This is a genomic window from Streptomyces sp. A18 (assembly GCF_059026065.1).
Genome location: NZ_JBWLKL010000032.1, coordinates 21,222 through 37,114 on the forward strand (window position 1 = coordinate 21,222; position 15,893 = coordinate 37,114).

The following is a 15,893-nucleotide window of genomic DNA, read 5'->3' on the forward strand; positions in this document are numbered from 1 at the left end:
CTCCCTTTCCAAGGAGAGTTCGCACAACAGAAACGCTGAGAGGTGTGGGTATTGCCACATCCTGGCCCGGTGGCCCGACGGCTAGGGTCTGTGCACTGTCTACAAACCGGCCACCGATGACGCCCCGGAGGAACCCTCATGGCGAGCTCGCCGTTCGACTGGATCGACGAGCAGGCGAGCCTGCGCGCCAGGGCCGGGCTCGTCCGCACCCTGCGGCCCCGCCCCGCCGACGCCGGCGGCCTCCTCGACCTGGCGAGCAACGACTACTTGGGCCTGGCCAGGCACCCTGAGATCACCGCCGGCGCGGCGGACGCGGCCCGGCGCTGGGGCGGCGGGGCGACCGGCTCCCGCCTGGTGACGGGCTCCACCGAACTGCACGCGGAACTGGAACGCGAGCTCGCCGAGTTCTGCGGCTTCGAGGCCGCCCTCGTCCTCTCCTCCGGATACGCGGCGAACCTCGCCGCCGTCACCGCCCTCGCCCCGCACGGCTCGCTGATCGTCTCGGACGCGGGCAATCACGCCTCGCTGATCGACGGCTGCCGTCTCGCGCGCGGCACGACGCAGGTGGTGCCGCACGCCGACATCGAAGCGGTGCGCAAGAGCCTTGACGGGCACGCCGGTCCCGCGGTCGTGGTGTCGGACACGGTCTTCTCGGTCGACGGCGACGCGGCTTCACTGACCGAACTCTCTTCCGTTTGTGGGGAGTTCGGTGCCGGGCTCGTCGTCGACGACGCCCATGGCCTCGGTGTGCTCGGCGACGGCGGACGAGGCGCCCCGCAGGCGGCCGGGCTCGCCGGCTCCGCCCACACCGTGGCCACGGTCACCCTGTCGAAGTCCTTCGGCAGCCAGGGCGGCGCGGTCCTCGGCCCCGCCAAGGTCATCGACCACCTGGTCAACACGGCCCGAACGTTCATCTTTGACACCGGTCTCGCCCCCGCCGCCGCCGGCGCGGCACTGGCGGCCCTGCGGCTCCTTCGCAGGGAGCCCGAGCGCGCCGCACGGGCCCGCGCGGTCGCTGCCGAGCTGCAGATACGTCTCACGGCGGAAGGCCTCTCCGCCGTACGTCCCGACGCCGCCGTCGTCTCCGTGCGCGCGCCGTCACCGGAAGCCGCCGTGCGGTGGGCCGCCGACTGCCGGGGCGCGGGCCTCGCCGTCGGCTGCTTCCGTCCGCCGTCGGTGCCCGACGGCATCTCACGGCTGCGGCTGACCGCCCGTGCGGATCTCACCGACGCACAGATCGCCGATGCCGTACGAGTGATCAGCCGCAGCGCACCCCGACAGTCATCGGAGGCCGTGGACGAAGGCCCCCCATGTGACGGGTGAGAAGAGCAGGGCGGGCCCTGCGGTGTTCTTCGAATCGCGCACGGCGAGCAGCCCTTGCTTCGGCCCTGAAGCGAGCGGGGCTGTCTCCACACAGTTGTTCATGCCGTTGCTGCGGCTGCTGCGGTGCCACTGGGCGCCGTGCAGAGATGTGCTGGAAGGTACGTGTCGAGGCAGTGCAGGCATGGTGCCCCCTTACGCGCCGTCACCTATCCCGGCGATGTGATCCGTTGATTCCTCGGGCGAAAGTGCCTTTCCTTGAAGGGAGTTGAAGGCCTCCGTGTATGCCTGAAGGTCTTCTCTCCGTTCGAGGTAGAGGCTACTCGTCAAGTGGTCTAGAACAACCACATCCAGATCAGCAATGTTCGGAAATGAGAAAATAACGAAAGATCCGATGAGGCCGACATGCTCTCCGGCGGCGAATGGCAGCACCTGAAGTCGCACATGGGGCAGCTGCGAGGCCTCAAGTAACCGTTTCAACTGACCCGTGAGCACCTGACTGCCGCCCACCGGCCGGTGCAGCACCGCCTCGTCCAGGATCACGCTCAGTCGCAGCGGCGGCGCCGCGCGCAGCACGTCCTGACGCGCCAGACGCACCTCGACCAGTGTGTCCACCTGGTCGTCCGGCAGTCCGTCGAGCGCGGCCCGCGTCACCGCACGCGCGTAGTCCGGGGTCTGCAGCAGGCCGGGCACGACGTTGGTCTCCAGGGTGCGCATCCGACAGGCCTGTGATTCCAGGCTGATGAAGTCGCGGTAGGCCGGCGGCAGCAGCTCGCGATAAGCGTGCCACCAGTGGCGGCGTGCGCCGTCGTCGTCCGAGCCCGCCAACGCGACCAGTAACTGACGGAGTTGAGGGTCCTGCACCTCGTACGCCTCGAGCAGCAGGCGTACGTCGGCCGCCTTGACGCTGCTACGCCCCGTCTCGATCCGGCTCACCTTCGACTGGTGCCAGCCGACCCGGTCCGCCGCCTGGCCACTGGTGAGCCCGGCGAGCGTGCGCAGTGCACGCAGTTCGGCGCCGAGTTTCCTGCGGCGCACCGCGGGACCATACCGCATGTCCGTCTCCTTCCCGACGGAGCCTCCCTTTTCGGCCTCCCCCGGCCTTCTCACCGGCGACAGTAGAGGAAGCGGCAGCCTGCCGCCCAAATACGGTCTCTCGTAGCAGAGTTCACCGCTTCGAGCGACAGATATATGCACATCTTGGTGGATGACCCCCTGTGAGCACCCCAGGAGTGGCAGGCTGGCGCGAAGCACCAGTCCGGGACTGTCCTCGTGCCTTCCGCTACGAGTCGGAGCCGAGCCCCGGTGGGAAAGGGACAGCGTCGACATGGCAGACCTTCAGGAAGCATCCGTCACCCTGCCGAGCGATCCTGCCTCGGTCTCTGCGGCCCGGAAGTTCGTCTCGAACGTCCTTACCGAATGGGGCCTTTCGGGCGAGACCGAAGAGGCCGACACGGTCCGGCTCATCGTCTCCGAACTCGCGACGAACGCCGTCCAGCACACCCGGGGCCAGTCACCCACCTTCACGGTGGACGTCGAGCTCGACCGGGACGAGCAGCTGCGCATCGGCGTCACCGACAGCCACCCCCGCTACCCCAAGCGGCTGCCCGCCGCAGTCCAGCAGGACAACGGACGGGGCCTGGTGATCATCCGCTGGTTGACCATGGAGTGCGGCGGCAGGCTGTCGGTCACTCCTACTCCCCAGGGCGGCAAGACGGTCTGGATCGCGCTGCCGTGGACCGCGCCGGTCCGCGGCCTGAGAGAGGCTCCGTCGGCCTGGCCCTCACCCCGCTGAGAGCGCCGGGCCTGCCGAGCGTCCGAACGCGCCACGGAGCAGGGCCCGGAAGGTGTCCGCAGCGGGATGCTGCTTGTCCGTGCGGTGGACGACCGAGATCGTGCGGCGCAGATCCCCCGGCTCCAGTGGCCTGACCCCCACCGGGGTGGCCGCCGTCCGCGCCACCATCTCCGGTACGACGGCGACGCCGAGCCCGGCGCTGACCAGCGCGCACACCAGCGCGTAGCTCGGGGTCTCGACCAGGACGGAGGGCGCGGCCCCGGCCCGCACGAGCGCGGACTCCACGCCCTGCCGTGGCGGATGCGTCGGCGCCATGCTGATCAGCGGCTGACCGGCGAGCTCGGTCAGGGGCAGCCGCGACGAGGAGCTGCCGAGCGCGTGTCCGGGCGAGGTCACCAGGACCAGCTCCTCGACCAGGACGGGCTCCGCGGTCACGGACGCGGGCAGCGGCACCGGATCCTCCGGCTCGTACGTGTGCGTGAGGGCCAGGTCGACCTCGCCCGCCGCCACGGCCGCGACGCCGAGCGGCGGTTCATAGCCCCGTACCGTCAGATCGATGTCCGGATGGGCGCGGCGGAACGCGGTCAGCGCGGGCGGCACCAGATGGATCCCGGCGGTCGTGAAGGTCCCCACGCGCAGCCTGCCGCCGGACAGGCCCGCCAGCTGGGCCAGTTCGTGGCGGGCCTGCTCCATCTCGTCCAGGACCCGGCGCGCCCGCGCGAGGAGCAGCTCGCCCGCGCCCGTCAGCCGCGCCCCGCGATGGTGGCGGACCAGGAGCGCGGTGCCCGCCTCCCGTTCGAGCTTGGCCAGCTGCTGGGAGAGGGCGGGCACGGTGTAGCCGAGGCGCTCGGCCGCGCGGGTGATGGACCCGGCCTCGGAGACCGCCACCAGCGCGGCGAGCCGTGTCGGGTCGTACATGGTCTCTCCCGGTGCAGGAGCCGACGGGCGGGTCGTCCGACGGCATGGGGCTAAACGTCTGCTTAAGGCTGACCCAGGATATTCCACATACCTGCTGTAGGCAGAAGAACGGCAGGGTGGGGGCCATGGACGCAGAACTGGTCGCCTTCACCGGAGTCGCAGCGGGCATGGTCGCCATGCCGGGCGCCGACTTCGCCGTCGTGGTGCGCAACGCCCTCGCCTCCCGCCGCGCGGGGGTCGCCTGCGCGATCGGAGTCGCGGGCGGGCTCCTGGTGCACACGGCGCTCGCGGTGGCCGGGGTCGCGGCGGTCCTCGCGGCCGTTCCCACGCTGTTCCGGGCGCTGCAGATCCTGGGCGGCGGCTACGTGCTGTACCTCGGGTACCGCGCGTTGCGGTCGGCGGCGCGGCCGGTGGAGAGCTTCGGCGCGCCGGACGACGGGGAGCGGCCGGCCGCCGGGGGCAGCCTGCGCCAGGGCTTCCTCACCAACGCCCTCAACCCCAAGGCGCCCATCACCTTCCTCAGCGTGCTGCCACAGTTCGTGCCCGCGGGCACCCCGGCGATGCCCAGGACCCTGCTGCTCGCGTGCATCATCGTGGCGCTTGCCCTGGTGTGGTTCCCGGTCGTCGCGGTCCTGGTCGACCGGCTCGGACGCCGGCTGCGCGAGCCGCGTACGGCCCGTGCGATCGAGGGCGGCACAGGTGTCGCGCTCAGCGTCCTGGGCCTGGTGCTCCTCACCGAGGCCGTCCTGACCTGACGTCGTCCGACGCGTCGGTGTCCTGATCCCGGTCCTTGCCCGCGCCGCGCACCAGGACGGGAAGCAGGCCCCACAGGCCGGCGCACACCAGCGCCGTGCCCGCACTCGCGATGATCCCGGCGGTGCGGCTCACCGCCACGTCGACGACGAGCAGCACGGAACCGGCGAGCGCGAACACCAGGACCACCATGCCGATGCCGGCCAGCCGGGAGGACACCCGCACGATCCGCGGCTTGGAGTGCTGCCCGAACAGCGACCTGTGCACAGCGGCCGGCGCGGTGAACAGCGCGGCGGAGAGCACGGCCAGGAGCAGCGTGGTCACGTACGTGGCGCGCTGCACCGTATCGAGCGAGGGAAAGCGCTCGGTGAAGGCGAGCGTCAACAGGAACGCGAAGAGGATCTGCACCCCGGCCTGCGTGACGCGCAGCTCTTGGAGGATCTCGGAGAAATTGCGGTCGGCTCGTTCGAACGTGGTCTCGTTGCGGGCGTCGGAGTACTTGCCCGTGGAGTGGGAACCGTTGTTTTCGGACATGGCGCCCGAGTATCCGCGTCGACGTGCTCCACGCATGGCGGGCGCGCCGACCGCAGGGCCGGTCGAGCGGCGGCAGCAGCCGTACGGCCACCGCCACCGCCCTCCGACAGGTCTGTCCTCCGCGGTCAGTGATGGGCGGTCAGTGACGGCGGTCGGTGACGGGCGGTCAGCGCACCCGGCCGTACGAGACGTTCTTCGTCCAGATCTTCTCGAGGCGCACCACGGTGTTCGACTTGGGGGCGTGCCAGATGCGGCCCTTCCCGGCGTAGATGCCCACGTGGTAGATGTTCCGCCCGGAGCCGAAGAAGACCAGATCGCCGCGGGTGCGGTTCGACGCCGAGATGTGGCGGGTCTTGTTGTACTGCTGCGCGGCGGTGCGCGGGAGCTTCTTGCCCGCGCGCTTGAACGAGTAGAGCGTCAGACCCGAGCAGTCGAACCGGTTCGGCCCCGCCGCTCCGTAGCGGTACGGGGAGCCCTTCTTGGAAGCGGCGATCTTGAGCGCCTTCGTTCCGTGTGTCGCGGCCTCTGCTTCCGTCGTGAGCCCTGGGGCCACGAGCGTGCCGCCCACGAGGGCGAGCGTGAGGGCCGATGCGGAACCGGCCCTGGTGAGCAGCGACGGAACATGATTCAGCGCGGTCATGCGCAACCCTTCGTCAGCCGCCTGTGAAGGATGACCTGTCGGATTCGGGCTGACAAAGTTGCCCGGCCGCGGTGTGCGGCTTCACCCCAAGGGTCGGCGTCCGGACCTTCCGGACCGACCCGTCATGCCTGGGTCCTCCACTCCTGCCGATGCACCGATGTCGACCGGTCATCCGGGCGGCGGCAGGACTCGGCGTCCGCCCGGACCGCCCCGCCGCTGTGGCGGGGGCTTGTCGTCGGAAGGGATCTTGACCCGCCGAGGGCCCGAATTCCGAGCCGAAACGGCGTTTTATGAGGTTCCTCACGGCTGAACCGTTCGGGTGGACACGGTCGGATTCGGGGTCGGATCGAGGGACCCGACGATCGTTCGACCAGCACCGGAACGAGTAATTCCGGCCATCGCGTACACATCTGACGCAACTGAAGGCAGTCCAAAGAAGGAGGAATGTCTACGCCGAACGAGGTAGCCCGTTTGGTTCGTTTGAGATCCGCCCCGGACGGTGCGGAGTTGGGGAGCCGTGGTGATGGGCACTCAGGAAGCCGATGAGGGCGGCATGGTGACCCGTTCCGCGCGCCGCTCGCCGTCCAGCACACGCAGCGCACGGGCCAACGTCGGGGCGTGCACGGCGCTCTCGCCCCGCTGGTGCATGACCGCCAGCGCGTCCCGCAGGGCGGTCGCCTTGCCGACCAGGGCCTGGGCGGCACGCAGTCCGCCGTAGGTGTCCGAGGCGCGGGCCGGGTTGATCCGGCCCAGCAGATCGATCACTTCGAGGTACCGGTCGATCAACTCGCCCTCGGCGCGGGTGAGTGCGGGCAGCGGCGGAAGTTCGGGCGGCAGCATCGGCGGATCACCTCGCGTCCGGGGTGCGCGGGGACGACTTGCGGCTCGCGATGATCCCGTCCACCAGGCCGTATTCGACCGCCTCGGCGGCGGTGAGCATCTTGTCCCGCTCGATGTCGGCCGCGACGCGCTCGGGGCTCTGGCCCGTGTGTTGGGCGAGCAGCTTCTCCAGCTGCGCGCGCGTGCGCAGGAGTTCGTCGGCCTGGATCGCCAAGTCGGTCGCCTGGCCCTGGATCGGCTCGGCGACCGACGGCTGGTGGATCAGCACCCGGGCGCCGGGCAGCGCGAACCGCTTGCCGGGGGTGCCCGCCGCCAGCAGGACGGCGGCGGCCGACGCGGCCTGCCCCAGACAGGTCGTCTCGATGTCGCAGGAGACGAACTGGATCGTGTCGTAGATCGCGGTCATGGCGCTGAACGAGCCGCCGGGGGAGTTGATGTAGAGCGAGATGTCGCGGTCGGGCGCCAGGTATTCGAGGTGCATGAACTGCGCCATCACGTCGTTGGCCGAGGTGTCGTCGATCGGTGTGCCCAGGAAGACGATGCGCTCCTCGAGCAGCTTCGAGTACGGATCGAGGCTCCGCTGCCCCGTGCTGGTGCGCTCGGTGATCTCGGGCAGGACATAGCGGGCGAACGGTCGGTTCATGGCACGTCTCTCCTCGGTCGGGGGTCGGCTACTCCCCAAGGCTCCCTGTAAAAAATGTACAGGACGTACGGAACGTCGTCATGGTGAGCGTGCTCGGGTGATCCGCAGGAGTCAACCGATGCGCCGTGATTCAGCCGCCCGCTGAAAGCGGGGGCCACGGCGCCCGGGACCGGATGCCCGGCGCGGCGACGTGGGCATACTCCGCCTCGTCGCGATCTAGCCGCCCGAGCCGAAAGCGTCGTATGAGCCCTGAAGCCCACCGAGCCCACCGAGCCCACCAGGCCCACCGAACCGCCGGGCTCGTGCACCTCACCGCCCGCGAACTCGCCGCAAGGATCCGCAGCCGTGAGCTGTCCGCGCGCGAGGTCGTCCAGGCGCACCTGGACCGGATCGAGCAGGTCAACGGCGCGGTGAACGCCGTGGTGACCCTGGCGGCCGAGCGTGCCATGGACGAGGCGCGAGCCGCCGACGAACAGACCGTTCGCGGCGAGCCGTTGGGCTCGCTGCACGGGCTGCCCGTCGCCCACAAGGACACCCACGACACCCGCGGCATCCGCACCACCTACGGGACGCCGCTCCTCGCCGACAACGTCCCGGACCACGACGAGCTGATCGTCGAACGCATCCGTGGTGCCGGGGCGATCACCATCGGCAAGACCAACGTGCCCGAGTTCGCGGCTGGTTCGCACACCTTCAACCCTGTCTTCGGGGCCACCCGCAACCCGTACGACCTCGGGCGGTCGGCGGGCGGCAGCAGCGGGGGAGCGGCGGCAGCGCTCGCGTGCGGCATGCATCCCCTGGCCGACGGAAGCGACATGGGCGGTTCACTGCGCAACCCGGCGTCGTTCTGCAACGTGGTGGGTCTGCGCCCCTCGCCGGGCCGGGTGCCGAGCTGGCCGGACACCGCCCCCTGGGCAACGATGTCCGTGCAGGGGCCGATGGCGCGCACGGTCGCCGACGCGGCGCTGTTGTTGTCCGTCGTCGCCGGTCCCGACCCGCGCTCGCCGATCGCCCTGGAGACGCCGGGAAGCACCTTCGCCGGTCCGCTGGAACGGGACCTGACGGGCCTTCGGATCGCCTGGTCGCCGGACCTGGGGGGAGCGGTGCCGGTCGACCGCGAGGTCACCGATGTGCTCGCGCCCGCCGTGACGGTCTTCGCCGACCTGGGGTGCGCGGTCGAGGAGGCGTGCCCCGAACTGTCCGGCGCCGACGAGGTGTTCCGGACCTTCCGCGCCTGGCAGTTCCACCTGGCGCTCGGCGCGCTCCTGGAGACCGATCCGGACCGGATGAAGCCCAGCCTCGTCCGGAACGTACGGCAGGGACGCACGCTCACCGGCACCGATCTGGAACGGGCCACCGTGCTGCACGCCGAACTCTTCCACCGTGTGCGGGAGTTCTTCGAGCGGTACGACGCGCTGATCCTTCCGACCAGCCAAGTCACTCCCTTCCCCGTGGAGTTGGAGTACCCGGCCGAGGTCGACGGGGTGTCGATGAGTGACTATCTGGACTGGATGCGCTCGGCCTACCTGGTGTCCGCGACCGGCAGCCCGGCCCTGTCCGTGCCCGCCGGATTCACCCCGGGCGGACTGCCGGTCGGGCTGCAGATCGTCGGGCCGCACCGCGCCGACCTGCGGGTCCTGCAGATCGGCCACGCCTTCGAGCAGGCCACGCGGCACGGCGAGCGCAGGCCGGAGGCCCGCGTTACGCGTCCGGCGGCCGGCGTTACGCGTCCGGACGGCCGGGTACCCGGCCGCAATGAATCGCTTGGAGCATTTGGAGCATCTGGACAAGAGCCTCGTCGATGAACTGACCCGGGCCGCCCGCGAGGCCGTACGGGACGAACTGCGGGAGCAGACACGCAAACAGCGCCGCAAGGCCGCGCTGTACGCGGGGGCGGGGGCCGTGGGCCTCTACGCGGGTGCCGCGCTGGCGCTCGCCATCGGCCTCGCGCTGGCGCTTGGGCTGCCTGACTGGGTCGCCGCGCTGATCACCGCGGTGATCCTCGGTGTCGTGGCCTACTTGCTGCGGGGTGCGGCGCGTCCTTCCGTGGCCTCTCCGCCCGCGTCGTCGCCGACCCCTGAAAAGCCGGTGGTGCCGCCGACCGTGGGCGCGACGCGCTCGGGCGGCGTGGACCCTGAGGTCGCCCCTGAGGTGCCGCACCGCTGGGGCCAGTGAGCCGGTCGGCCCGTTGAGCGACCCGGCTCGAGTGACCTGGCTCACGAGGTTTGGCCGACGGCTTATGGGCCACTCGTCGGTGCGAGGTGGCCATATTGAACACATCGTCAGATCCAGAGAAGAAGCGGACGCGTTCACAGAACGCGAAGAGTTCAGCTGAACCCACGGACAGCGGACGGGCGAACCGCCGACCGGGCCCCATGGAGGTGCTGCGCACCGCGCGCGCCCAGCTCGCCGAGCTCACCGGGATGGCCGCCGAGTCCGTGTCGTCGTTCGAACAGACCGATGACGGATGGACATTGGAGATCGAGGTCCTGGAACTCACCCGGGTCCCGGACACGATGAGTCTCCTCGCGAGCTATCGGGTCGAGTGCGACCCACAGGGCGAGCTGCTGGGCTACCGGCGCATCCGTCGCTACGAACGCGGGCGCGCCGACTCCCACAAGGCCGGCGGCCGTTAGAGCCCGCTCCGTGCGGGATTCCGCGGTTCCGCCATCCGGTCATCCGCGGTCCGGTCAATCATCCGCAGTCCTGTCCATCACAGACTTCAAACACACAAGGAGGGCCGGTCGACATGACCGTCGTCCCTGCACAGCAGTCCGGCGGATCGGGTGGCTCCAGTGGCCTCTACGACGTCCTGGAGCTCGTACTCGACCGCGGTCTGGTGATCGACGCCTTCGTGCGCGTCTCGATCGTAGGCATCGAGATCCTGAAGATCGACGTACGCGTGGTCGTCGCCAGCGTCGACACCTATCTGCGCTTCGCCGAGGCCTGCAACCGCCTCGACCTGGAGTCGGGCCCGCACAAGGACCCCGGACTCCCCGACCTCGTGGGCGAGATCACCGAATCGGGCGCCCGCGGAAAGTCCAAGGGCGCGCTGTCCGGTGCCGCCGAGACCATCTCCGACGCGTTCAAGCAGTCCCGTGAAGAGAGCCAGTCGGAGCCCCGCCCGCGCGCCCGCAAGAGCACGTCCGCGCGGAGGAAGGAGGAGCAGGAATGAGTACGTACGTCTATGGCATCGCCGCCAGTTCGCACCCGTCGCTCCCCGAGGGCATGGACGGAGTGGGAAAGCCGGCACGCCCCGTGCGCGTCATCACGGAAGGCGACCTGGCGGCCATCGTCAGTGAAGCGCCCGAAGGGCTGCGCGCCAAGCGCAACGACCTGCTGGCCCATCAGAACGTCCTGAGCGAGGCGGGCGCGGCGGGGCCGGTCCTGCCCATGCGGTTCGGCAACGTGGCCCCGGACGACACGGCCGTCACGAGCGTCCTCGCGGAACGCGCCGCGCACTACCACGAGCGGCTCACGGCACTTGCGGGCAAGGTCGAGTACAACGTCAAGGCCAGCCACGACGAACAGGCCGCCCTGCACCGCGTGATGGCGGACAACCCCGAGGTGCAGGCGCTCGCCGAAGCTAACCGGCAGGCGGGCGGCGGCAGTTACGAGCAGAAGCTGCAACTCGGCGAGATGGTGGTGGCCGCGCTCCAGGCCCGCGAGGCCGAGGACGCGGTGGAACTGCACCGCGCCCTGGAGCCGACTGCGCACGCCGTCAGCGTGGGCCCCGAGTCCACGGGCTGGCTGGCCAACCTGTCGTTCCTGGTGGAGCGCGAGTCGGCGGAGGTGTTCCTTGCCGCCGTCGAAGAGGCACGCAAGAGCCATCCGCACGTCGAGCTGCGCGTCAACGGCCCGCTGCCGCCCTACAGCTTCGTGGAACCGGGGCCCTCCGAGCCGACGGGGGCCACGCAGGAGCCCACGGGTTCGCAAGCCTCGGGCTCGGATGCCATGGGTTCGGATGCCATGGGTTCGCGGACCGGCCGGGAGTGAGCCATGGGGCTGATCGGTGAAGTGCTGCTGCTGCCGTTCGCACCCGTGCGCGGCAGCCTCTGGGCGGTGAACCAGGTACTCGCCGAGGCCGAGCGCCTGTACTACGACCCGGCCACCGTCCGGACCGAACTCGCCCTGCTCGAGGAACGCCTCGAGTCGGGGGAGATCAGCGAGGAGGAATTCGACCGCCAGGAGGACGAGTTGCTCGACCGACTGGAAATTGGCCTGCGCACCGGCGCGGGAACCGACAACGGGACCACACGATGAATCGACTGGGACTTGGCCTCGCCGTAGGGGCCGGATACGTCCTCGGGCGTACGAAGAAGATGAAGCTGGCGTTCGCGGTCGGCACCATGGTCGCCGGCAAGAGGATGAAGCTGAGCCCGCGTGCCCTCGGGGACCTGGTCTCCCAACAGCTGCAGAACAACCCGCAGTTCAAGGAGATCGGTGACCAGTTGCGCGAGGACATGCGCGGGGTCGGCAAGGCCGCCACCGGAGTCCTTGTCGAGCGCCAGATATCGGGCCTCGCCGACCGGCTGCACGGGCGGACGGCGGATGTGCGCGACCAACTCGCGGGCGTGACACCGGACATATCGGGGCGCCGAAAGAAGGACGCGCAGGAGCCGGACGACGACGCGTACGAGGAGTACGACGACGACCGGGACGATGACCGGGACGACAGGCGCCGCGAAGAGCCCGCTGAGGCCGAGCCCGAGGCCGAATCCGAGCCCGAGGAGAGGCCCCGGACCAGGAAGAAGGCGCCCGAGCGCAAGGCCGCACCCAAGAAGGCCGCACCCAAGAAGGCGGCAGCCAAGCAGACCCCCGCCCGAAAGGCGGCGGCGGCACGCAAGAGCCCCGCGAAGAAGACGGCGAAGAAGGCTCCCGCCAGGGCCGCGGCGAAGACCTCAGCGCGTCGCACCACGGGGGCCAGGTTGCCGAAGGGGGGCGCCCGCGATGAGTGACACCTTGAAGTCCGCGACGGGCAAGGCGACGCAGAACCCGATCACGGGCGTCGTGCAGAGCGAGGCCGCCGACCGGCTCAAGGCCGAGGTCCAGGAATATCTCGCCGCCCAGGCCCAGCGCATGCTGGTCGGCGTGGGCCACAAGCTCGGCTCGACGACCGGCAAGCTCAACGACATCGCCGAGGGCAAGAGCCCGGGGTTCGCCAGGCTCGCCCTCGACGGCGGACGCAAGATGGCCGAGGGCAAGGGGCCGCTGCGGTCCGCACTCGAGGTCGGCGCGGGGCGGGCCAAGGACAGTGTGGTGGACGCCTTCAAGAACATGACCGGCGGCAAGGGCCGCCGCAAGGGCGGAGCCGGCAAGAAGCCGACGGTCATCATGGAGTTCGTCGACGTCGGCGTGCCGCTGCGCACCGCGTACGACCAGTGGACCCAGTACCAGGACTTCAGCAACTTCGCCAAGGGCGTCAAGAGCGCGAACCGCGCCGACGACACCACATCCGACTGGCAGGCCAAGGTCTTCTGGTCCAGCCGGAGTTGGAAGGCCCACACCACCGAACAGGTGGCGGACGACCGGATCTCGTGGACCTCGGAGGGCGCGAAGGGCACGACGAAGGGTGTCGTCTCCTTCCACTCGCTGGCCGAGAACCTCACGCGCGTCCTGCTGGTCCTGGAGTACTACCCCAAGGGCCTCTTCGAGAAGACCGGCAACATCTGGCGCGCGCAGGGCCGCCGGGCGCGGCTCGACCTGAAGAACTTCTCGCGGTTCATCACCATCAAGGGCGAGGCGGAGGACGGCTGGCGCGGTGAGATCCGCGACGGCGAGGTCGTCATCAGTCATGAGGACGCGCTCGCGGAGGAGCAGGACGAGGACGAGCCGCAGGACGTCGCCGAGGACGAGTACGAGCGCGACGAGGAAGCGCCGGAGGAGTCCTACGCGGACGAGGAGTACGAGGGCGAGGAAGAGGACGAGGAAGAGGCGAAGTACGCCGATGAGGACCAGGGAGACGAAGAAGGCGAGGAAGACGAGGAAGAGGAAGCGAAGTACGACGAAGACGCCGCAGTGAGCGGGAGTCGTCGATGACGATGGCCGGTCGGATGCCGGAACCGTATGGACAGGGCAGCGGGGCGAACCTGGCCGACATCCTGGAGCGCGTGCTCGACAAGGGCATCGTGATCGCGGGGGACATCAGGATCAACCTGCTCGACATCGAACTGCTCACCATCAAGCTGCGGCTCATCGTCTGCTCCGTCGACAAGGCGAAGGAGATGGGGATCGACTGGTGGGAGGACGACCCCGAGCTGTCCTCCCGCGCGCGCAGCAAGGAACTCACGCGTGAGAACGCCGAGTTGCGTGCCCATGTCGCTGAGCTCGAGCAACTGGAGCAAGCCGGTGCGGGGCGGGGCAGGGTGGAACGCGGCAAGGGGAAGCAGCAGAGCAGGACAGAGCGAGGCCAGGCGGAGCGTGCGGAGCGAGGCAAGGCGGAGCAAGGCGAGGCGGAGGAGAGCTCATGACCGGACTGCGGTACGTCTACGCGATCTGTCGGCCCTTCGACACGGCGCTCCAGGCCCAGGTGACCGGGGTGGACGGCGCGCCCCCCGGTCAGCTGTCGCACCACGGCCTGATCGCCGTGGTCGGCACCGTGCCGGAACGGGACTTCGCCGAGGAGCCGCTCAGGCGACACCTGGAGGACCTGGATTGGCTGAGCGCGACCGCGCGTGCCCACCAGGCGGTGATCGACGCGCTCACGGCGGTCACCACGCCGCTGCCGCTGCGGCTCGCCACCGTGTTCCGGGACGACGCGGGTGTGCGCATGATGATGGAGGAGCGGGAGGACTCGTTCCGCCGGACGCTCGACCGGCTCGACGGCCGCGTGGAATGGGGCGTCAAGGTCCATGCCGACGCGGAGGCCACCCGCCCGGCCGCGGAGCCGGCGAAGGCCGCGACGGGCCGTGACTACCTGCGCCAACGCCGGCAGCGCAGCCGGGCCCACGAAGAGATGTGGGAGAGCGCCGAGAAGTTCGCGCGCCGGCTGCACGACATGCTCTGCGGACGCGCCGAGGACGCCAGGCTGCACGCGCCCCAGAACTCGGCTCTCTCCGGGGGGTCGGGCCGCAACGTGCTCAACGCGGCCTATTTGGTGCCGCGTTCGGACTCGGAGGCCTTCGTCGAACTGGTGGAGAGCGTCAACGGTGAGGAGTCGGGCCTGCGCGTGGAACTCACCGGACCGTGGGCCGCGTACTCCTTCGCCCGCCTGGAAGCCGACGGGGCCGAGGGAGCCGACGGGGCCGACACGACCAAAGGGACCGACGGTGGCACGGCGGGGGAGGCGGGAGCGTGACGGTCGTCGAACGCAGAGAGATCGCCCTGGTCGACCTGCTCGACCGTCTCCTTGCGGGCGGGGTCGTCATCACCGGGGACCTCACCCTGCGCATCGCGGACGTCGATCTCGTACGCATCGACCTGAACGCACTCATCAGCTCGGTGAACGAGCAAGTCCCCTCACCCTTCGAGTCACCCTTCGAGGAGTTGCCGTGAGCGAGCGGACGGCGGGGAAGAACCGTCTGGAACTCGAACCGGACACCGTGGAACGCGACCTGATCAAACTCGTCCTGACCGTCGTGGAACTGCTGCGTCAGCTCATGGAGCGGCAAGCCGTGCGCCGATTCGACACCGGTGACCTGAGCGAGGACCAGGAGGAGCGCATCGGCCTGACGCTGATGCTCCTCGACGACCGCATGACCGAGTTGCGCGAGCGCTACGGCCTGCGGCCCGAGGACCTGAACCTGGACCTCGGACCACTGGGACCGCTGCTGCCGAGGGAGTGACTAAGGGACGAGCTTCGCGAACTCCGTCAGGAAGGCCTCGCAGAACGCCTTCAGGTCGTCCGGCTTGCGGCTGGTGATCAGCGTGTTGGGCCCGTCGTGGCAGATCTTCACCTGCTCGTCGACCCAGGTGCCGCCCGCGTTGCGGATGTCCGTACGGAGACTGGGGAACGAGGTGAGCCCCCGGCCCGAGACGACGTCCGCCTCGACCAGGATCCACGGGGCGTGGCAGATCGCGGCCACCGGACGGCCGCCGTCGAAGAAGCCGCGTACGAAGGACACGGCACCTTCGTCCAGGCGCAGGGCGTCCGGGTTGGCCACACCGCCCGGCAGGACGAGGCCGTCGAAGGAGTCGGCCGTCACCTCGCCGACCACCTCGTCCACGGGGAACGTGTCGGCTTTGTCGAGATGGTCGAAGGCCTGGATCCGGCCCGACTCCGTCGACACGAGGACGGGCTCGCCGCCCGCGTCCGTCACCGCCTTCCAGGGGTCGGTGAGTTCGATCTGCTCGACGCCCTCGGGCGCCATCAGGAATGCGACACGCATGGCTGCTCACTCTCCTCGCCGAGCCGTGGACGGGCACGTCCAGGGCCTCTTTCTTGTGCGGGTCTGCTGCACGGATCACGAGTTCCCTGGTCCCGCGAAGGTCAATCAGCTTGACTGACCCGT

23 protein-coding genes and 1 riboswitch are annotated in these 15,893 nt (G+C 69.8%); of the genes, 15 read left to right on the forward strand and 8 right to left on the reverse strand.

Annotated features, from left to right (window positions below; genetic code table 11):
- The first annotated feature begins 138 nt into the window (after positions 1-138).
- Positions 139-1,323, forward strand: coding sequence for an 8-amino-7-oxononanoate synthase (locus tag AC5P1C_RS33360; RefSeq protein ID WP_493869703.1), 1,185 nt, complete (start codon positions 139-141; stop codon positions 1,321-1,323).
- On the opposite strand, the gene AC5P1C_RS33365 is transcribed toward AC5P1C_RS33360, so the two are convergent.
- Both AC5P1C_RS33365 and AC5P1C_RS33370 read right to left on the reverse strand, forming a co-directional pair.
- Positions 1,282-1,506, reverse strand: coding sequence for a DUF397 domain-containing protein (locus tag AC5P1C_RS33365; RefSeq protein ID WP_493869704.1), 225 nt, complete (start codon positions 1,504-1,506; stop codon positions 1,282-1,284). The genes AC5P1C_RS33360 and AC5P1C_RS33365 overlap by 42 nt on opposite strands.
- A gap of 9 nt (positions 1,507-1,515) precedes the next feature.
- On the reverse strand, positions 1,516-2,376 hold the full coding sequence (locus AC5P1C_RS33370) for a helix-turn-helix domain-containing protein (protein WP_493869705.1): 861 nt from the start codon (positions 2,374-2,376) through the stop codon (positions 1,516-1,518).
- 271 nt (positions 2,377-2,647) lie between these two features.
- Between AC5P1C_RS33370 and AC5P1C_RS33375 the strand changes: the two genes are divergently transcribed.
- Positions 2,648-3,115: an ATP-binding protein gene (locus AC5P1C_RS33375; protein ID WP_493869706.1), complete on the forward strand. Its 468-nt coding sequence runs from the start codon at positions 2,648-2,650 to the stop codon at positions 3,113-3,115.
- Here the strand turns inward: AC5P1C_RS33375 and AC5P1C_RS33380 are convergent.
- On the reverse strand, positions 3,104-4,033 hold the full coding sequence (locus tag AC5P1C_RS33380) for a LysR family transcriptional regulator (protein ID WP_493869707.1): 930 nt from the start codon (positions 4,031-4,033) through the stop codon (positions 3,104-3,106). The two genes, AC5P1C_RS33375 and AC5P1C_RS33380, sit on opposite strands and share 12 nt — an antisense overlap.
- 125 nt (positions 4,034-4,158) lie before the next feature.
- Here AC5P1C_RS33380 and AC5P1C_RS33385 point away from each other — a divergent pair, with 125 nt between their 5' ends.
- Positions 4,159-4,788, forward strand: coding sequence for a LysE family translocator (locus AC5P1C_RS33385; protein WP_493869708.1), 630 nt, complete (start codon positions 4,159-4,161; stop codon positions 4,786-4,788).
- Here AC5P1C_RS33385 and AC5P1C_RS33390 read toward each other — a convergent pair.
- From AC5P1C_RS33390 to AC5P1C_RS33405, 4 genes are all read right to left on the reverse strand, one after another.
- Positions 4,766-5,320 carry a DUF6328 family protein gene (locus AC5P1C_RS33390; protein ID WP_493869709.1) on the reverse strand — a complete coding sequence of 185 codons (555 nt, stop codon included), beginning with the start codon at positions 5,318-5,320 and terminating at the stop codon, positions 4,766-4,768. The two genes, AC5P1C_RS33385 and AC5P1C_RS33390, sit on opposite strands and share 23 nt — an antisense overlap.
- 166 nt (positions 5,321-5,486) lie before the next feature.
- Entirely contained in the window at positions 5,487-5,960 is a 474-nt protein-coding gene (locus AC5P1C_RS33395) for a C40 family peptidase (protein ID WP_493869710.1), read from the reverse strand.
- Positions 5,961-5,963: 3 nt separating this feature from the next.
- Positions 5,964-6,127, reverse strand: a riboswitch (cyclic di-AMP (ydaO/yuaA leader).
- Positions 6,128-6,491: 364 nt separating this feature from the next.
- Positions 6,492-6,800: a hypothetical protein gene (locus AC5P1C_RS33400; protein ID WP_493869711.1), complete on the reverse strand. Its 309-nt coding sequence runs from the start codon at positions 6,798-6,800 to the stop codon at positions 6,492-6,494.
- Between the two features lie 7 nt (positions 6,801-6,807).
- Positions 6,808-7,443: an ATP-dependent Clp protease proteolytic subunit gene (locus AC5P1C_RS33405; RefSeq protein WP_493869712.1), complete on the reverse strand. Its 636-nt coding sequence runs from the start codon at positions 7,441-7,443 to the stop codon at positions 6,808-6,810.
- Between the two features lie 242 nt (positions 7,444-7,685).
- Here AC5P1C_RS33405 and AC5P1C_RS33410 point away from each other — a divergent pair, with 242 nt between their 5' ends.
- From AC5P1C_RS33410 to AC5P1C_RS33465, 12 genes are all read left to right on the forward strand, one after another.
- Positions 7,686-9,248, forward strand: a complete 1,563-nt coding sequence (locus tag AC5P1C_RS33410) for an amidase (RefSeq protein ID WP_493869713.1) — start codon at positions 7,686-7,688, stop codon at positions 9,246-9,248.
- Complete coding sequence (locus tag AC5P1C_RS33415; RefSeq protein ID WP_493869714.1) at positions 9,199-9,618, forward strand: phage holin family protein; 420 nt, start codon at positions 9,199-9,201, stop codon at positions 9,616-9,618. Before AC5P1C_RS33410 ends, AC5P1C_RS33415 begins: the two co-directional genes overlap by 50 nt.
- Before the next feature lie 92 nt (positions 9,619-9,710).
- Entirely contained in the window at positions 9,711-10,079 is a 369-nt protein-coding gene (locus tag AC5P1C_RS33420) for a gas vesicle protein GvpO (protein ID WP_493869774.1), read from the forward strand.
- 113 nt (positions 10,080-10,192) lie between these two features.
- Entirely contained in the window at positions 10,193-10,618 is a 426-nt protein-coding gene (locus AC5P1C_RS33425) for a gas vesicle structural protein GvpA (protein WP_493869715.1), read from the forward strand.
- Positions 10,615-11,439 carry a GvpL/GvpF family gas vesicle protein gene (locus AC5P1C_RS33430; protein WP_493869716.1) on the forward strand — a complete coding sequence of 275 codons (825 nt, stop codon included), beginning with the start codon at positions 10,615-10,617 and terminating at the stop codon, positions 11,437-11,439. Before AC5P1C_RS33425 ends, AC5P1C_RS33430 begins: the two co-directional genes overlap by 4 nt.
- Before the next feature lie 3 nt (positions 11,440-11,442).
- Positions 11,443-11,706 carry a gas vesicle protein GvpG gene (locus tag AC5P1C_RS33435; RefSeq protein WP_493869717.1) on the forward strand — a complete coding sequence of 88 codons (264 nt, stop codon included), beginning with the start codon at positions 11,443-11,445 and terminating at the stop codon, positions 11,704-11,706.
- Positions 11,703-12,401 (forward strand): DNA primase, encoded by a 699-nt coding sequence (locus AC5P1C_RS33440; RefSeq protein WP_493869718.1) that lies wholly within the window; start codon positions 11,703-11,705, stop codon positions 12,399-12,401. Before AC5P1C_RS33435 ends, AC5P1C_RS33440 begins: the two co-directional genes overlap by 4 nt.
- Positions 12,394-13,482: an SRPBCC family protein gene (locus AC5P1C_RS33445; RefSeq protein ID WP_493869719.1), complete on the forward strand. Its 1,089-nt coding sequence runs from the start codon at positions 12,394-12,396 to the stop codon at positions 13,480-13,482. Before AC5P1C_RS33440 ends, AC5P1C_RS33445 begins: the two co-directional genes overlap by 8 nt.
- The gene (locus tag AC5P1C_RS33450) at positions 13,479-13,913 is read left to right on the forward strand and encodes a gas vesicle protein (RefSeq protein ID WP_493869720.1); all 435 of its coding nucleotides are present in this window, start codon (positions 13,479-13,481) and stop codon (positions 13,911-13,913) included. The genes AC5P1C_RS33445 and AC5P1C_RS33450 overlap by 4 nt, the downstream gene beginning before the upstream one ends.
- Entirely contained in the window at positions 13,910-14,740 is an 831-nt protein-coding gene (locus AC5P1C_RS33455) for a GvpL/GvpF family gas vesicle protein (RefSeq protein WP_493869721.1), read from the forward strand. Before AC5P1C_RS33450 ends, AC5P1C_RS33455 begins: the two co-directional genes overlap by 4 nt.
- Positions 14,737-14,937 (forward strand): gas vesicle protein, encoded by a 201-nt coding sequence (locus AC5P1C_RS33460; protein ID WP_493869722.1) that lies wholly within the window; start codon positions 14,737-14,739, stop codon positions 14,935-14,937. The genes AC5P1C_RS33455 and AC5P1C_RS33460 overlap by 4 nt, the downstream gene beginning before the upstream one ends.
- Positions 14,934-15,227, forward strand: coding sequence for a gas vesicle protein K (locus AC5P1C_RS33465; RefSeq protein WP_493869723.1), 294 nt, complete (start codon positions 14,934-14,936; stop codon positions 15,225-15,227). The genes AC5P1C_RS33460 and AC5P1C_RS33465 overlap by 4 nt, the downstream gene beginning before the upstream one ends.
- Here AC5P1C_RS33465 and AC5P1C_RS33470 read toward each other — a convergent pair whose 3' ends face one another.
- Positions 15,228-15,770, reverse strand: a complete 543-nt coding sequence (locus AC5P1C_RS33470; RefSeq protein WP_493869724.1) for a type 1 glutamine amidotransferase domain-containing protein — start codon at positions 15,768-15,770, stop codon at positions 15,228-15,230.
- Positions 15,771-15,893 lie beyond the last annotated feature (123 nt).

Excerpts from the sequence above, each read along its gene's own strand:
- AC5P1C_RS33360 (WP_493869703.1), top strand. The coding sequence starts at position 139 with ATGGCGAGCTCGCCGTTCGACTGGATCGACGAGCAGGCGAGCCTGCGC.
- AC5P1C_RS33365 (WP_493869704.1), bottom strand. The coding sequence starts at position 1,506 with ATGCCTGCACTGCCTCGACACGTACCTTCCAGCACATCTCTGCACGGC.
- AC5P1C_RS33370 (WP_493869705.1), bottom strand. The coding sequence starts at position 2,376 with ATGCGGTATGGTCCCGCGGTGCGCCGCAGGAAACTCGGCGCCGAACTG.
- AC5P1C_RS33375 (WP_493869706.1), top strand. The coding sequence starts at position 2,648 with ATGGCAGACCTTCAGGAAGCATCCGTCACCCTGCCGAGCGATCCTGCC.
- AC5P1C_RS33380 (WP_493869707.1), bottom strand. The coding sequence starts at position 4,033 with ATGTACGACCCGACACGGCTCGCCGCGCTGGTGGCGGTCTCCGAGGCC.
- AC5P1C_RS33385 (WP_493869708.1), top strand. The coding sequence starts at position 4,159 with ATGGACGCAGAACTGGTCGCCTTCACCGGAGTCGCAGCGGGCATGGTC.
- AC5P1C_RS33390 (WP_493869709.1), bottom strand. The coding sequence starts at position 5,320 with ATGTCCGAAAACAACGGTTCCCACTCCACGGGCAAGTACTCCGACGCC.
- AC5P1C_RS33395 (WP_493869710.1), bottom strand. The coding sequence starts at position 5,960 with ATGACCGCGCTGAATCATGTTCCGTCGCTGCTCACCAGGGCCGGTTCC.
- AC5P1C_RS33400 (WP_493869711.1), bottom strand. The coding sequence starts at position 6,800 with ATGCTGCCGCCCGAACTTCCGCCGCTGCCCGCACTCACCCGCGCCGAG.
- AC5P1C_RS33405 (WP_493869712.1), bottom strand. The coding sequence starts at position 7,443 with ATGAACCGACCGTTCGCCCGCTATGTCCTGCCCGAGATCACCGAGCGC.
- AC5P1C_RS33410 (WP_493869713.1), top strand. The coding sequence starts at position 7,686 with ATGAGCCCTGAAGCCCACCGAGCCCACCGAGCCCACCAGGCCCACCGA.
- AC5P1C_RS33415 (WP_493869714.1), top strand. The coding sequence starts at position 9,199 with ATGAATCGCTTGGAGCATTTGGAGCATCTGGACAAGAGCCTCGTCGAT.
- AC5P1C_RS33425 (WP_493869715.1), top strand. The coding sequence starts at position 10,193 with ATGACCGTCGTCCCTGCACAGCAGTCCGGCGGATCGGGTGGCTCCAGT.
- AC5P1C_RS33430 (WP_493869716.1), top strand. The coding sequence starts at position 10,615 with ATGAGTACGTACGTCTATGGCATCGCCGCCAGTTCGCACCCGTCGCTC.
- AC5P1C_RS33435 (WP_493869717.1), top strand. The coding sequence starts at position 11,443 with ATGGGGCTGATCGGTGAAGTGCTGCTGCTGCCGTTCGCACCCGTGCGC.
- AC5P1C_RS33440 (WP_493869718.1), top strand. The coding sequence starts at position 11,703 with ATGAATCGACTGGGACTTGGCCTCGCCGTAGGGGCCGGATACGTCCTC.
- AC5P1C_RS33445 (WP_493869719.1), top strand. The coding sequence starts at position 12,394 with ATGAGTGACACCTTGAAGTCCGCGACGGGCAAGGCGACGCAGAACCCG.
- AC5P1C_RS33450 (WP_493869720.1), top strand. The coding sequence starts at position 13,479 with ATGACGATGGCCGGTCGGATGCCGGAACCGTATGGACAGGGCAGCGGG.
- AC5P1C_RS33455 (WP_493869721.1), top strand. The coding sequence starts at position 13,910 with ATGACCGGACTGCGGTACGTCTACGCGATCTGTCGGCCCTTCGACACG.
- AC5P1C_RS33470 (WP_493869724.1), bottom strand. The coding sequence starts at position 15,770 with ATGCGTGTCGCATTCCTGATGGCGCCCGAGGGCGTCGAGCAGATCGAA.